The organism is Saccharospirillaceae bacterium (assembly GCA_022448365.1).
In the GTDB taxonomy this organism is placed as follows: Bacteria; Pseudomonadota; Gammaproteobacteria; order Pseudomonadales; family Oceanobacteraceae; genus Bacterioplanoides.
This window is the reverse complement of the sequence record JAKVCS010000003.1, coordinates 822,025-838,319: the sequence shown is the minus strand read 5'-3', so window position 1 is coordinate 838,319 and position 16,295 is coordinate 822,025. Positions and strand designations below refer to the sequence as shown.

General features: G+C 47.0%; 8 protein-coding genes. All 8 read left to right on the top strand.

All coding sequences use genetic code 11. The features are described from left to right. Positions 1-102: 102 nt before the first annotated feature. The 8 genes from MK185_07505 (at position 103) to MK185_07470 (ending at position 16,290) form a co-directional block, all read left to right on the top strand. Positions 103-1,155, top strand: coding sequence for a DUF2333 family protein (locus MK185_07505; protein ID MCH2040462.1), 1,053 nt, complete (start codon positions 103-105; stop codon positions 1,153-1,155). A 278-nt stretch (positions 1,156-1,433) separates the two neighbouring features. Continuing rightward, entirely contained in the window at positions 1,434-2,696 is a 1,263-nt protein-coding gene (locus MK185_07500; protein MCH2040461.1) for a hypothetical protein, read from the top strand. 1 nt (position 2,697) lies between these two features. Further along, positions 2,698-4,161 carry a hypothetical protein gene (locus tag MK185_07495; protein MCH2040460.1) on the top strand — a complete coding sequence of 488 codons (1,464 nt, stop codon included), beginning with the start codon at positions 2,698-2,700 and terminating at the stop codon, positions 4,159-4,161. Positions 4,162-4,177: 16 nt separating this feature from the next. Beyond that, positions 4,178-11,413 carry a hypothetical protein gene (locus tag MK185_07490; protein ID MCH2040459.1) on the top strand — a complete coding sequence of 2,412 codons (7,236 nt, stop codon included), beginning with the start codon at positions 4,178-4,180 and terminating at the stop codon, positions 11,411-11,413. Beyond that, the gene (locus tag MK185_07485) at positions 11,404-12,804 is read left to right on the top strand and encodes a hypothetical protein (GenBank protein ID MCH2040458.1); all 1,401 of its coding nucleotides are present in this window, start codon (positions 11,404-11,406) and stop codon (positions 12,802-12,804) included. The genes MK185_07490 and MK185_07485 overlap by 10 nt, the downstream gene beginning before the upstream one ends. Next, a complete protein-coding gene (locus MK185_07480; protein MCH2040457.1) occupies positions 12,801-13,277 on the top strand; it encodes a hypothetical protein in 477 nt (158 codons plus the stop codon). Before MK185_07485 ends, MK185_07480 begins: the two co-directional genes overlap by 4 nt. A gap of 3 nt (positions 13,278-13,280) precedes the next feature. Beyond that, positions 13,281-14,453: a hypothetical protein gene (locus tag MK185_07475; protein MCH2040456.1), complete on the top strand. Its 1,173-nt coding sequence runs from the start codon at positions 13,281-13,283 to the stop codon at positions 14,451-14,453. A 241-nt stretch (positions 14,454-14,694) separates the two neighbouring features. Continuing rightward, entirely contained in the window at positions 14,695-16,290 is a 1,596-nt protein-coding gene (locus MK185_07470) for an isocitrate lyase (GenBank protein ID MCH2040455.1), read from the top strand. Positions 16,291-16,295: the final 5 nt, after the last annotated feature.

Here is a 16,295-nt window from a genome sequence, read left to right as displayed (position 1 = left end):
GACTTCGGAGCGATGAGTATATCAGTTCTTGTTCCTCATGCGCTTGGCGAGTACGCTTGGCACCTCAACCACAAGCAAACAGATTTTAAAGGAAACAGGATAATGGGTGGTCAGTTGCAAGATCGCATGCTGGATATCAAAGAAAGAGTACAGGACTGGTGGGCCGATGGTGGCTTTGCGCGGGGCGGTCTGATAGTTGTTTTCATGATTTACTTGCTGGTCGCGCTGGTTCTGGGGGTGTTCTGGAGTGACGAGCCGGAAACATTTGCGGTCCAAAATAATGCCGCGGTGCAGGCTGAAGCGATGGGTGTTAACACCGTAACCGGCTTTACAACCACAGCCACTTTGATGAAAGTGACGGATACCTTGCTGAATAAGTCTGGTGGCTATCTCACCAATGATATTTTTCCTCCGGGTTTGTGGTTGGATAATATCCCAAGCTGGGAATACGGTGTTTTAGTGCAGGTGCGAGACTTCTCTCGTGCGCTGCGAAAAGACTTCAGTCGTTCCCAGAGCCAATCAACCGAGGACAAAGATCTGGCGATTGCTGAGCCTCAGCTTCACTTTGATAACAAGAGCTGGGCGGTTCCCTCGACTGAGGCTGAGTATGAACGCGGTCTGAGAGCACTGGAAAACTACCTGGTGCGGCTGTCTGATCCAAATGAACCTACGGCACAATTTTATGCGCGTGCCGACAACCTGCGGCAATGGTTGTTTGATGTCGAAACTCGTCTTGGCAGTCTATCTCAGCGGCTGAGTGCGTCGGTTGGTAAACGTCGTTTGAATACTGACCTGGCAGGTGACAGTGCCGCCACTCAGTCGACGCCGGCGGATTACGATCAGGAAGTTAAAACACCGTGGACACAGATTGATGATGTGTTCTACGAGGCGCGAGGCACTGCTTGGGCGCTGGTGCATATCCTGAGTGCCATTGAAGTTGACTTCCGCGATGTGCTGCAGAAGAAGAACGCACTGGTGAGCCTGCGTCAGATTATTCGTGAACTGGAATCCACCCAGGAAGAGATTTGGGCGCCAGTCATCCTGAATGGTAGCGGATTCGGCCTGTTTGCTAACCACTCCCTGGTTATGGCCTCTTACATTTCACGGGCAAATGCTGCCATTCTCGACCTGCGTGAGTTACTGTCTCAGGGTTAATTCGCCGTCATTTTATACGCTTGAAAAGCGCTCTCATCAGAGCGCTTTTTTTGTACCCTCTCGTCGCCCCGGCTTTACAATCGATCATTAAAATTTACATAACGTTTATTAACAATCTAGTTATCTGATTTATATAGAAAAAAGTCAGTAAAGGTAGTGTCAAATCGGAACATTAGTACAGCTTTCTATAGTACTCGCGGACCATATCTGGTAACTTGCACGACCGTATCATCAATAATCCGTTCGCATAACAATTATAAGAACAGGGGAGTAGGAAGATGGCTGCAAAACGCTATCTCGCGTTGGCTGGGGTTGTCGCTCAGATCAGTTCGCTACAGGCGCTTGAGGCTCTTGACGAAGCTGCGATGTCTGCTGTCACTGGTCAGGCTCAGGGAATTCGCTTCACATCTGAGTTCGATGCAACGACAAGCTCTATCACCTATCACGATGATAACGGTTACTACCGCGCCGTTGATGCGAATGGCATTAGCCAGGATGCAGGCTCGATTGAGTTGAGCCAGGTGAACATCAAGACACCGACAAACCGACCCATGGTTGTTGACGTTGTAGTCGGTGACTATGCAGCCGGTACCGGTGAGCCTTCCCGTAAAGGTCTGTTCTTCTACAACCGCGATCTGCCGTTAGACATCAGTATTGAATCCATTGCAATCAACGGTAATTCCCTGGGCAGTTATGGGCAGGGAGATTTTCGTATTGCCGATGGAGATGCGATGGTTACCCGATTATTTCCCGGCGGTGCGGATGGTGAGGAGGGGATAACCATTGATCTTGAAATCCCTAAATCGATGTCATTTGAAACCTATTATGAGGATGACGGTGCACGATTCTCCAGTCGTGTGGACTTCAGTGATCCGAGGGATCCCAATGCCGGAGGATTGACTCTTCGTGGTCTGACATTTGACTTAGTGAGTGAGGGGCTGAAGGTCGGTTTGCCAACCACTAATGGCGGAAATATTAACGTATACAACGCGGCGGTTGATGGTGATGTGCTGAATAGTGCGGCCTACCGCAACATCAAGCTGAAAGGCGGCTATGTTTTGGTTAAAAACGCTAAAAACAGCGGTGATGTGGGTGTGGAGTTTGATGTTAACTTAAACGCATATGCGGCAGATGACACCGGTAAAACCGGGGAAACCGCATCTTTGGACTTTGTTTACCTTGCCGGTACGGTTGACGAAAATTATCCGAATCCGGTGCCTGACCCGAATGATCCTGATGCCGATCCGGCATACGTTTATGAAGCTTCTGTCAGTTTCAGATTGCTAGATGACCTGAAAGTCGATGGCTTACGAATGAATGTTGATCGTGAGCGAGGTCTTGTTCTGGATTTCGACCGCAGTGGAAGTCAGAAAGAGACCGTCATATCAACACGTTTGTTGGCAGAAAATATCACCCTTCAACGCAGTGATCAGGTTAAATTGCCAACCGATGCGAACTATCAGCGCCCGGTCAGTCTGGGAACCATTGATGCAAATATAAACCTCACGAACCACACTTATCTGCAAGTTGAGGGGCACTGATATGAATGCATATTTTTTGGGTGTATTTGCAGTTTTTCCTACTTTGGCCGTTGCGCTTCAGCCAATTTCGGATGTTGATTTGCAGCAAGTCTCTGGGCAGGCGGGGTTAACCATTGAGACCACCATCAACAATCCAGATGATCCAGGGACTTTTGTAACAACCGGAGCGATTCGATTCACAGAAAACGACTTGGATGGTGAAGGGGAGGAGTACTTCGAGACAGAAAGCCTGAAGATCCAAATGGTAGAACTCGATGGCAGTGGCAATGTAATAGGCCCTGGCGATTTTACGACGACCATCGATGTTCTTGCTGATGGAACACTTAGCTTGAAAACAACCGATATCAGCGCTCTTAATATTTCTCTGGGTGCAGTCAACTTCAGTGGCAGGACTGTTGGCCAGGTCGACATCAATAAGTGGAAATTCGGAAGTGGTAGTTTTCTGGAAACAGGCGTTGTGCCGGATGCTTCCACCGTGAAGTTGCGTATGCGCACGCTGATGACGGCCGGCAGCGAGCTGGATTTTCGCTATACCGAAGATAATCTGACCTTGGCTACCGATGTTAAATTCGAATCCACCTCAAGCGGGGAAGCGTTCGAATCTGAATTCTTTCTTTCGGCCGTCGACAATGAACTCCGCCTGGAGTTTGGTAAAACAGTGGGTACGCTTGAGCTGAATAACCTCCGCCTGTTGGATGATGGCGGTAACAACTTATTCGGTAACCGCTCTTTTGGTGATGTCGGATTTGGCGATGTTACTGTAAATGATGGATATTTTTCGCTTAAAACTAATCCAGATGGTGAAGGCCTGGCAGGCTCATTCAGTCTTGATCAAACGATAGGCAATCTATTCTATCGGACCAACGGCAATCGCCTGGCAGTCCGGAACTTCAATCTCAATACAAACGGTTTAGCCAATTATACATTCGAGTTAAGCGGCAGTAATACTGATTATGCCAGGGGTTTTACGACCACTATTTCCGGGTTAACCAATCTGGACTTAACGTTTTCATCAATTGGTTTCGAAGACGGTGATGGTACCAATCCAACACCGAGTATTGGTTCGTACGCTCTCAAGAATTTTTCTCAACTGGGCACCACCATGACTATTGATGTGCTGGCGCTATCTGGTGCTGGAAACGAAGGGCTGCAGGTTAATACTGAAATTCCCAAAGCAAAGTTCGATGTCACTATCTGTGATAAGCCTAGTCGCTGTTCTGACAGCGACCCAAAGATAACCGCTGCTACAGAAATAACCAATCTATCTATATCCAATAAATTCGATCTGACAGAGAAAGGGTTGCATATCAGTATCGATGACCTGAGTGTTTCCAGTATCGATATCAGCTCGATAAAACTGGGTGATAACCAAACTTACCAAGGCCAGACGGGCCGAGTGGTTGTGAGTGATTTAACACTGGCCCCCGGTAGTTATATGCGCGCCGAACCAATCTCAATTCCATAATAAATGACGCGAACTTATGAATTTTAAAAATATAACAATATTCGTATTTCTCACTGCTTTGTATGGATTGAAGTCCTTCGCAATTGATAATCCAAATCGTGCCGGAGGCGATATTGCAGCACCGGTCTATTACGATATTCGTGATAACTGTAATTCGGAACGCTCAGGACCATTCACTGATTACGAAACCGGTGGTAATAACGTTTCATTAGCAGATGCGAGGGTCAATAACTCCGGTGCGTTAGATTTCTGGAACGTACTCGGTACATCACTTTTTGTTTGCGGGCTTGAGGCTCGACCTGAGCCAAACAATTCCGGTGATTGTGCCTATCTTTTTACCCAGAATAACGGCGACCGTCAGGATATTGGTAATTGGGACGACACCAGTTGCAGCCAACAGAAAAAAGTAGCGTGCTTTAACGGCTATGAGTGGGCGATTTCAGCCAACGCCGTGTCGTTCGACGGGGGAAGTGGTGAAAGCATGGAGAACCCACAAAATGCTTGTCGCGCGATTAGCCGCAATGGAGTTTCAGGCAATTTTAAATTTGCAGCGCCTGTTTCGGTAAAGGATAACCTGGATATTGTCGAACTGGGAAAGAATGAGGGTGGTACCGGTATCTGGATCAACTTGCAGGACAAAAAGCATGAAGACACCTGGAAGTTTAATAAAGATCTTGATGTTATTGCCCCTTTCTGGGGTAGTGGTCAGCCAGATAATTTTCAGGGAAACGAGCACTGTGCAGAAATTACTGGAACGGGTGATTGGAATGACATCAGCTGCAGCACCAGTCGGAAAGTAGCTTGCTATGATCCCTATGTTTCATCAAATGGACAGTGGAGAAAGACTGCGGGGTCTTATTCGTTCAGCACCATCGAAGCATTCAATCTGATTTGTCAAAATGAGTTTGGTGGACGCTATAAGTTCTATGCTCCGGTTACATTGTCACAAAATGATGATTTGAAAAATACCGCTGGCGGTAATGCATGGATCAATTCAAACGATAAAAAGAATGAGGGTTTTTGGGACTTAAACCTGGAGCTGAATAACTGGGAATCCGCTCAACCAGATGCAGTTGCTGCTAATCGCTGTGTTACAGCGAGTGCGGTGGATGCAACCTGGAGCGCTGCAAGCTGCTCGGCAAATCACAGCGTCGCCTGTAGCACGGGAGGTCGCTGGTATTTCACTACCACGAAGACTACGTTGGAAAATTTCTCCGATGGACAGCGGTTATGTGACGAGCTTGGCCAGGGATATCAATTCAGTGCACCAAAAAACTATGTGCAAATGCGTTCGTTGCAGTACTACGCAGAACAGGATAATCGTAATAACGAGCAGGTTTGGATTAATGGTAACCGGATGGATGATTTCTCCTCCTGGGTTTGGAATGTCCGTGATCTCTCTATTCCAAGTTGGGCAGCAGATGAGCCAAATGGCAGTGGTATAGAGAATTGTGCTGTCTTAACTCGTAACGGTCGTTGGGAAGACGTAAATTGCTCCACCTCTGATGATTTTAAGTTTTTGTGCAAAAATTCAAACTCAGGAAGCTGGGAACTATCAGGCAGTGTGACCGATGTTAGCGGAAATACCAATGCCGGGGACCTGGTTGCCCTTGGTGCTTCTGAATGCAGAAAAAAAGGCAGTGACTGGAATTTTGTTGCGCCTGCAACCTATAACGACAATATAACGGCAGCCACACTGTTGGCGGCCAATGAAAAAGTCTGGGTCAACGCAACGGATGAACTTGCCGATGGAACATGGCTTGTCAACGCAGCTAATATTACTGAGGCGGCTCCGTGGGGAAGTGCTCAGCCCGATAATGGTGGTATTTTAAAAGCCGCAGAAACACCCCTTGTGAAAGGTGAGGACTGCGTCGTCCAAGACCTTAATGGGGTTTGGTCTGATGTGTCCTGCACCTCTGGTGCAGAGTACCCATGGGCATGTACAAATGGCTCCGATTGGCGTGTTACGCGTGCTCAGGGTGTTATTGGCAACCTGTCATCGGGACACAAGCAATGCCTGTACGAATACGGCCCTGATTTTGTTTTTGCCACGCCACTGACGAAAGCCGACGCAATTCAATTAGATTTTGCCAGATTGCTTGCGGCTCAACAGCGTCGTTCTTCAATTGCGTCTGTTTGGATCAATATCACTGATGGTGGTGATGAAGATGAAATTACTGTCAGCAGCGATGGCGATCTTTTCCGTAAAAACCTCCCTTTTACCAATTGGCAGCTACCAGGGTATCCCGGTGAAGAGCCTTTAAATTCATGTGTTTTTAAAGCAAGTGTGGATGTTGGGCAAAATAGCTCTTGGTTGACGGCCGATTGCGTTACCCAGGCTGCACATTATGCCTGCTTTAACGGATCGACCTGGCGCATTGCGACAGGAAAGGGAAAAATTGTCAGTGGCTCATTGCAGATCGTCCCTAATGTGGGTGAAGACTACTGGTCATACGAGCGCGGCAACGATATGTGTAAGACTCAGTTTGGTCGGGATTATACGTTTTCAGCGCCTGTCACTGCGGCAGAAGAGCTGGCCCTGGACTCCGCTATTCGAAGCGCCAATGCTGAAGTAAGAAATACCTGGATCAACTATTACTATGTTTCGGAGGTAACGTCACAAAATGACCGATGGTTTGCAAATCGTTTGAATCTTGGAGTTTGGCAAAAGCCAGAATTCAACAACGTCAGGAGTGCTGACTGTGTTCTGTTGCATAAAGATGGCTCATGGACCGATGCCGAGTGTAGTGAATCTGATTATGGCTACGCTTGTTTTAACGGCAATTGGTCGGTCGTTGCGAAGAATAATAACGGTTGGAATGCTGGATTCAGTCAATGTGCTGCCGCTGCAAACGCTGTGTTTGCAGCGCCACGTACTCCTAATGAACTGGAGACACTGAAATTACAGATGGGTGTCGATCCGGTTTGGATAAACATGACGGATACCGAAGTCGAATCTCAGTGGATTGTTAATCGATTACGTTTCTCCTGGTGGAAAAACGAGGAACCCAGAAATAACGGTAATAAAGATTGCGCTGTCGCGTCCAGCGATGGTTGGTACGCTGAAAAATGTGCCTTAGAAGTGAAAGCATTTGCCTGTCGCTCTCGTGTAGGTACAACGATTAATTGGAATATCTCAACGGCAAAAGGTTTGTGGTCTCAAGGATTTTCTGTTTGTAAAAAAGAATTTCCTGAAAGTGATTTTTATTCGCCGGTTGGTTACGGCACGATTTCTGCCACAGCGTCTTATCAGACACTGGAAAGTCTGGTCAGTAGTAATGGGCAAGATGTGTGGATTAACCTGAGTGATCGCGAGATCGAAGGAGCATGGCGTGTGCGTCAGGCTTATCAGGATTGGGGTACAGACTCATTATTGAATGATGATCAGGATTGTGCATATTTTGATCGAATCAGTGTTGATAAACCAGGTACATGGCTCGCTGATCGCTGCAAAGAAACCCTCACCAGCCCGGATGCGAGGCAATTTGCCTGTACCAATGGTTACGAGTGGAAAATCGTCACGGCCAGCGATAGTAATAAGCAGCGCTGGTCAGAAGGTTTTGGTTTGTGTCGCGGTTTGATGCCACAGAATACCTGGAAATATTCAGCACCGGAAAATGCTGTTGATAATGCGCGTCTGAAATTAGCAATGGAGCTGGCTGATGTTAATCAGGTTTGGTTGAATGCGCATGATCGTATCGAGGAAGGTATCTGGCAAATTAATGGCCTTGAAACCAACTTCCCACCCGAAATCGATACTTCAGACGTTGCACTCGACGTGACAGAGCAGACAACGGCTATTCAATTGAAGGCAATACTGTCCGATGATGAAGAGCAAGGTGTTCAGTCCGCACAATGGACACTGGTTTCAGCCAATCCTACCGGTTTTGATATTAATCTGCGTTCGAATACCAAAGTGGATGGGGTGAATGGAACGGCTGTTGTAACCGCTGAATACGATACGCCAAGTTTGCTGCAACAGGATTTGGTCCTGGTTTTTCGTTTAACCACTACCGATGTTGGCTCGGGTACCGCTGCACCCGCAACGAGTTCGAAAGAAGTGACTGTCAGAGTAAAGGCGCCAATCCTTGCGCATTATGATTTTAACAATGCCGCTTTTCCTGAACGTGATATTTCCTCTAATAATAAAGATGCTGAAAATACGCTGGATGACCCTATGCCTCCGTTAGTTGACGGCGCTATTTCCGTTGGTCCAGGGGTACGTATGCGAATTAACGGAGAAGCGAAAGGTGGTCTGACAATTCCTGATGACAGTTACACTATTGCCATGCGCGTGTCTGTCGAAGAGGGCTTTGCTACCGGGAGTAACCCACCATGGAGGGGGTTATTGGTTAAAGGAAATGGCGGAATTGATGGGCGCCAGCCCGGGATCTTCTTCCACCCAGACTCGAATGAAATCCATACGGAGGTCAGTGTTTCCGGCACGCCGCGGGCAACACTGGATAATATCAGCCATCCATTGCAGCAATGGTTTAATCTCGTTCTAGTGCGTTCTGCCGATCGATATGAGCTGTATGTTGATGGGGTGAAATCAGAAAAAATTCATACAGGTCAGGCACCGGTCGCCAATGATGCGGATATTTTTATTGGCGCAATTCCTGGTGCTGCTGCATCGGTTGTTGCACTGGTTGATGATCTACAGATCTATAATCGTGCGTTGACATCGACTGAGCGTGAATCGATTTTGCCTGCTCCTCCGGTAGGCGAAGTCAATTTTGTTATCCCCGGCTCACAGGCTGATGAATTCGCTGCTCAGCCAAATAATAAGGTTGCCGTGAGCCTGGCGCGCTCCCGTGGATCGAACGGTCGGCTAACTGCGTATGTTGATTTCTTACCTAAAAATAATGCTACTGGTTTGACAGCAACACCCGGAGTATTCAGCGATCTTTCGGTGCCTTCTCAGGAAACGGATGTTGCGTTTAGTACTCAATATATTCCAGGTAGCGGTATGCCAGTGGTTTGGAATGAGGGGGATAAAACAACCAAAACTCTGGATATATATATCGACCAAGCCGATGACACTATTCAGGAGGGTACCGAGTTTACCCGCATCGAGGTTAAGTCAACTCAGGTGGCTGGTACACTGGTGCCCGGAACCGGCACTCCCGCAGGTATTATCGGTGATAATAACCAGTTTAAGCTCGGTTTACGTGACTTGACTCCGAACCCTGACGGGAACTTCTCTGTCGTTGCGCCTGACCCGAATGTTGTTCTGGAAACAAACAGTGCCACACAGCAGATATGTATCCGACGTGAAAGTGGCAATGAGGGTGCGGTTTCGCTGAATTATGCTATCTCCGGCGATGCTCAGCCAGGTTCGAATCAAGCCTCGGATGATTTTGAATATCTTCCTTCCGGACTAAGTTATACCGGTGCTACGGGTACCGTGACTTTCCCTGATGGTGACGGAGCCGATCAGTGTTTTGATATAAGGGTTTATAACAGTCCACAAGCTGGAGTGCAGCAGGATCGCAGTATTATCGTAGAGCTTACCGGAATTACTGCAGAGCCCGGTCGCACGCCATTGTTGACCGCCCAAAATCGCGCTGAGCTGATTATTCGCGATTATTCCCCAGGTGAGTTTGGTTTTGTAACCGATAGTTATACCTGTAAGGAACCGAATCAAGATCAAACCGTTCCAGATAATCTTCAGCCAACCGATGGCGAATTAACCTGTACGATTTCGGTCCAACGGATAAATACCGGCCTGTATTCGCCAGAAGCGGAAGTTACGATCTCGGTACTTGGTCCTCCAGATCCAAATAGCCCTGGTAATAATCTGCCGGCATCGCTGGATCTTTCGACCCCGGTAACTATCAGCTGGCCTGCCGTTACCAATACGACACCAAGAAGCTTGATCACTCTTCCACGCGAGGTTCAAGTGACGATTGTTAATGATGATGATCAGGAAATTGATGAGGCCTTCGTGTTCAGTCTCAACCCAACAACCGGAGATGATCTCACCGAAACCATCACAGCCGGCGGTGGCAGCGTCTACCCAACAACAACATTGACCGTGACAGATGTTACTTCACCTGCTCTGCTGACAATCGATTCCGGCAGTTCAACGGTATATGAAGGTCAGAAACTGTTTGTTGATTTGTCTCGTTCGGGTAATGCCAACACGGAATTTGACGTAAATCGCAATATCCAGATTATTGGAGGATTCGGCGCTGTAACGGATTATATTGATTTCAGCCTAAGCAATCGCAGCAGTGCCACCGGTACAGAGTCTTTTGCTAAAAATGGTCCTGTTGCAATTAATAACTTGCTGCAAATTCGGACCAAAGATCGTTCTGATTTGGGAGATGATTACACCATTCGCGTAACTCTCGATAGCCCCGATCCTTCCAGAGTGGTTGGTTTGGGTGTAATTGATAATGCGGGTAAAGCGGCAGGAGTAAACAGAACCAGCAGAGATTATGTGATTACTAACGATAATAATAGTTTGAATGACTTGTCTGAAGTTAGCGTCGATGCATCATCAGGACAGGATATAAAAATAGATTCCGTTAATTATTTGACGACGAGTGGAAAGTTGGCATCAAGAGGAAGGGTGCAGATAACGTTAAATATTCCGGCAAAATCAAGTTTTAATGATCAGAGAAACTTTTCGAATATTAATTATGTCTGGGATTTAAGTCAGTTGAATGGTGCCGTTAGAGTTTCAGGAGATACTTCAGGAGATATTAGTTACCCTGATGGAAAAGGCGCTAGTTCAGCTTCTCTGGTTCTTGATTTGCCGTTTGCTAAATTAACAAATGTAATATCCAGCATAAGCGTGAATTTATTTTCCGGGCCAGATTCAGTTCAGAATAATGCAGATGAAATAGTCCAGAAAAGCGTGACATTTACTACTCAACCACGTTGGAGGCGAATACGTAGCCGTGACGATACCGGTGATTGCTTGCGTTGGAACGGCAGTAACTTTGTAACGATTCCATGTAACGGTGATGATTTCGAATACTGGTCTTATGACCCAGTAGAGAGACGTATGGTTAATAAAGGCGATGGAGCTTTATATTGTGCAACAGGTAACGGAGACTTGGTAAGGACCACTTGTAGCAATGCTGATCGTTGGTCTCTTAGCAATTACAGCTCTGACTTTCGGGTGCGCCAGGAAGGTGGTAGTGAAGTATGGTGTCAGGTCGGTGGTGAGACTGTGAACGTCAGAGATGAAAATTTCTTCAACTGCACGTATGAAAATGAGAGGAGATGGTTTTGGGATTAAAAATAATAACCACAGCTACCAGTTTGTTGTTAGCTGGAATTAGCCAAACATCTTTTGCATTGAAAGCCCTGGATGAAGAACAATTATCTGAAATAACCGGTGTGGGTATTGGTGCAACGTTTGACAATGTCTCTTTACATGCTGCTGATTTGGGTAAGCCAGGTGAACTGAATATTCGTCTTAATCTGGAAGAGGGCAGTAACCCGGATTATTTGAATATCAGTGAATTACGTCTCTTCAAGTCTGGCACTGTTTCTGGTACTGCATCGTCAGGTGGTCGCTTCGGTACTTATGATGATCCTTTCTTTTTAGGAGACCTAAGAACCATTACCGAAAAATCAGGTGGCTTAAATGCGATCAGTCATACGGCTTTGTATACCGGCTTTCCGGCTGCGAGCTTAGAACAAATGGAGCGGAGCTTCGCCCGATACGCCAAATCGAGGGCTTCTTACAGCGACGACCCGGAATATGATTATAAAGGAGTGCCTCAGGGATTTTTCAGGTTTAACGCAGACAATGATGACCCGGCCATGGGTAACTTTTTTTCATTGGCGCAAGCTTACCAAGCCGGTTTAGCTAATTTTGAAAGCACGCTTGATCGGGCGACCGACAAGTTCGACCTCCATTTTCGTATTGATTCAATTAATGATTCAAACAGAAATTTATCTTCAGATGATCAATTACTGGCAAGTGTTGATATTGAGGGAATGCGTCTCTATGGCACAGAAGCGTATATCTGGGCGCACTCGGCTCAGGATCCGACAGGTGTCCGTCCTGATTACGGCCTTGCAATTTCCGGCGTCATTGGATTACGCGCTGATAGCATAGGAATTACCGCCGACATCGGTACCACATTAAGCCCTGCACCAGCTGCAAGTCGGCTATCCCTTGAGGGAGTGGACGCTTATATCCCACTTGGATCCTATGATCAGCCATTGACAATCAGCACCGTACAATTCCGACAGCAGGACCGCTATAACTGGACAACGAATGCTGCGGGTGAAAGAACCTTTAACGGCAGTAATGCGGATAACGTAGCAACCACTCAATTACGCGTTGAGATACGCGGTCTGCCGGAGGATGTTGGTCAGTCGCCGCAAGGTCACATTTTTATTCGCCAGCTTAATTTTGGCGACCCCGGAGACGATGAAGTGCTAACCGGTATTGAAGATATCTACTTACGTGATGAGACTGGTGACATTGTCGATACGATCGAAGACGTTCGTCATTATGCTTTTGTTCCGAAAACGGTAACTTACAATCAGGAAGTCAAAAACTATAACGAAACGAATGGAACAAATCTGCCCTTTATCCCAAATGAAAATGTTATCGAAATTCGTGGCCTGGAAATTCAGCGCTTAGTCATTACAACACAGGATCTTAACCGATGAGTCGAATGATATTATTAATGTTAAGTGTCAGTGCGATGAGTTGGGCAGAGATGAAACCCATCGGTGATGCAGAGCTTGAGAAGCTGAGTGGTCAGGCTGGCATTACGCTCAGTGCTAAAGTTGATTTTGCGGAGGGCACGCGCATCAGTTATACCAATAAAGACGCTGATTATAAGGATTCGACAGAGTACTGGTTGGTTATCGATGAGCTTACGGGGAGTCTCGAACTTCAGGATCTTCAGATTGATATTGTGAATGACTTTGGCCCAGCCAGAAACAAAGGTGCTGTTCAGATTACGCTGCCAACAAAAATTGTGGCGGATAATTTAGAAACAGAAGGAATTTACGTTGGTCCAGGCGAAACAAAGGGCAATAATCATCAGTTTATATTGGGTATTGAAATAGACGGAACTTTGGCAATGCCTGCTTCTGGTGGTATGCAGGTTAATTTATTCCCAACAGAGGGGAAGTGAATAATGATGATAATAAAACTACTTTCTGTTCTTCTTTTTGTATCAGGCGTTAGCCATGCAGGTCTCATCCCTATCGATGATACAGAACTTGGTGAAAATTATGGCCAGGCGATTTTTGAAGTTGTTGATCAAAAGGTTAGACAACCCAGTGGTGCTGATCTGGATATGGTTAAGTTGACGATTGGCGCGCGTGTCGAAATTAATGCCAATGTTGAGGAGCTCGCACTTGGGCGTTATTGGCGGCCAGCAGGTACCAATTGTACGGGTGGTGCTGGCGGCGATAAGTTGTGTTACAACAATATCGTGCCTGCTGGTTACAATGATCAGGTTAAATGGGCGTGTACAACGCAACCTTGTGGCTCGGTTGGGCTGCCCTCAGAAAACTATAAGTCGTCATTAATTACACATGATACTGGTGGTGAAAAGGATTTCTCTGATAAATCTGCCTTTCCCGGCGGTTTTGAACCTGATGGCGGAGTTGACGTAAAACTCCGTGATGTGACCATGGGGCAAGTAATAGCCAAAGACGGTGTGCTGACGTTATCGCCGTTGGTTCAGGAGAACCCATATTTAGAATTTGCATTTGATGAAAGCAGCGGTGCAAGAAAACTGGTCGGGTTCCGTCTGGGGTTCGAGGATAGTTTTGGTTATCAGGGCAACACAATTGATGTTATTTCTGGTTTTATCCGACCTACCATTGCTGCAAATGCGCGTTTAGGTGGGATTAACCTCGGAACCATTAATCTTGAAACTCAGCTTGGTGGTGTCCGCACAATCGGTTGGATTGACCCAAGAACAACGCGGGTCAATTCGGTCGAAGGTTTAGCATCAATTTTGGTAAGTGATCCAAGTTCGTTGTTATCTCTGGCGGCGCATGGCCAGTTATTTCCGGTTCAATCGAATTATCTGGATCATACAGCGGCCTTCTTTTTTAGTGTAGGTACCCGAGCTATCCAATGGAGCAGCCTGACTGCGAAAGGGGGGAAAGAGTTTGCTCCTGGGGTAACCGCACCAGGGTTCTGGCTTAATCTTGGTGGTGACGGTGGTTTGCGTGCTGAAACCCAAAAAGGGGATCACCCGATCAATTACTTTCCTGGACACCCGAAATATGAAGTTTTCAAGGACGGAACTAACTACAACAATGCTCGACCAAATTGGTCGGAGACTTATCAATAGTTGATATTCATGTTTGTCTGAAAACCACCTTTTGGGTGGTTTTTTTATTTATTCTCACACTAAAACCTTGGTCGATTGGGTTATCTGCAAGGCGAAAAGTCTATTCACTTGGGAAATAGTAGGTATACATACTATTGATTTCAATTATGAGGTCTAACTCACTAGTATTCTCCACAGTTACTATCACACCAGTCGGTTTCGGTGTGGTGTCTTCGCTAACTCACTTTGAAGGATTGACCTTATGTCAGCTTATCAAGACGACATCAAAGCGGTTGCAGCTCTGAAAGAAGCAGCTGGTAACCCTTGGGACGCTATCAACCCAGAATCTGCTGCACGTATGCGTGCTCAGAACCAATTCAAAACGGGTCTGGATATCGCTCGTTACACTGCCAAAATCATGCGTGAAGACATGGCAGCGTTCGACAAAGACAAGTCTCTGTACACTCAGTCTCTGGGCTGCTGGCACGGTTTCGTAGGTCAGCAAAAGCTGATCTCTATCAAAAAGCACTTTGGTACTACTAAGCGTCGTTACCTGTACCTGTCTGGTTGGATGGTTGCTGCTCTGCGTTCTGAGTTCGGTCCTCTGCCTGACCAATCTATGCACGAGAAGACTGCTGTTGCTGGTCTGGTAAATGAGCTGTACACCTTCCTGCGTCAAGCTGACGCTCGTGAGCTGGGTGGCTTGTTCCGTGCCGTTGACGCTGCTCGTGAAGCTGGCGATGCGGCTAAAGAAGCTGAACTGCAAGCTCAGATCGATAACTACGAGACTCACATCGTACCTATCGTTGCTGACATCGATGCTGGTTTCGGTAACGCTGAAGCGACTTACCTGATGGCTAAGCAAATGATCGAAGCGGGCGCTTGCTGTCTGCAGATCGAAAACCAGGTTGCTGACGAGAAGCAATGTGGTCACCAGGACGGTAAAGTTACTGTTCCTCACGCTGACTTCCACAACAAACTGCGCGCTCTGCGTTACGCTTTCCTGGAACTGGGCGTTGATGACGGTCTGATCGTTGCACGTACTGACTCTGAAGGCGCTGGCCTGACCAAAGAAATCGCTGTGGTTAAAGAGCCAGGCGACCAAGGTGACGTTTACAACTCCTTCCTGGATGTTGAAGAAGTTGACGTTGCTGACATGGCTGAAGGCGATGTTGTATTCAACCGTGGCGGTAAGCTGGTTCGTCCTAAGCGTCTGCCTTCTGGTCTGTACCAATTCCGTCAAGGCACTGGCCACGAGCGTTGTGTATTCGACTGTATCGAAGCTATCAATGCTGGTGCTGACCTGCTGTGGATCGAAACTGCTGTACCTACAGTACATGAGATCAAAGGCATGATGGACGAAGTACGTAAAGTTCACCCAGATGCGAAGCTGGTTTACAACAACTCTCCATCTTTCAACTGGACTCTGAACTTCCGTCAGCAGACTTTTGATGCTTGGGAAGCTGAAGGCAAAGACGTTTCTGCATACGATCGTAACAACCTGATGTCTGCTGAATACGACGATTCTGAGCTGTCTGCTGCTGCTGACGCTCGCGTTAAGACTTTCCAGGCTGATACTTCTCGCGAAGCGAACGTATTCCACCACCTGATCACTCTGCCTACTTATCACACGACTGCTCTGTCTGTTGATAACCTGGCTAAAGAATACTTCGGTGACCAAGGTATGCTGGGTTATGTTGAAGGCGTTCAGCGTAAAGAGATCCGTCAAGGCATCGCTTGCGTTAAGCACCAAAACATGGCTGGTTCCGACATGGGCGATGACCACAAAGAATACTTTGCTGGTGAGAATGCTCTGAAAGCGGGCGGCGCTAAGAACACTTCTAACCAGTTCTCTTAATTTGA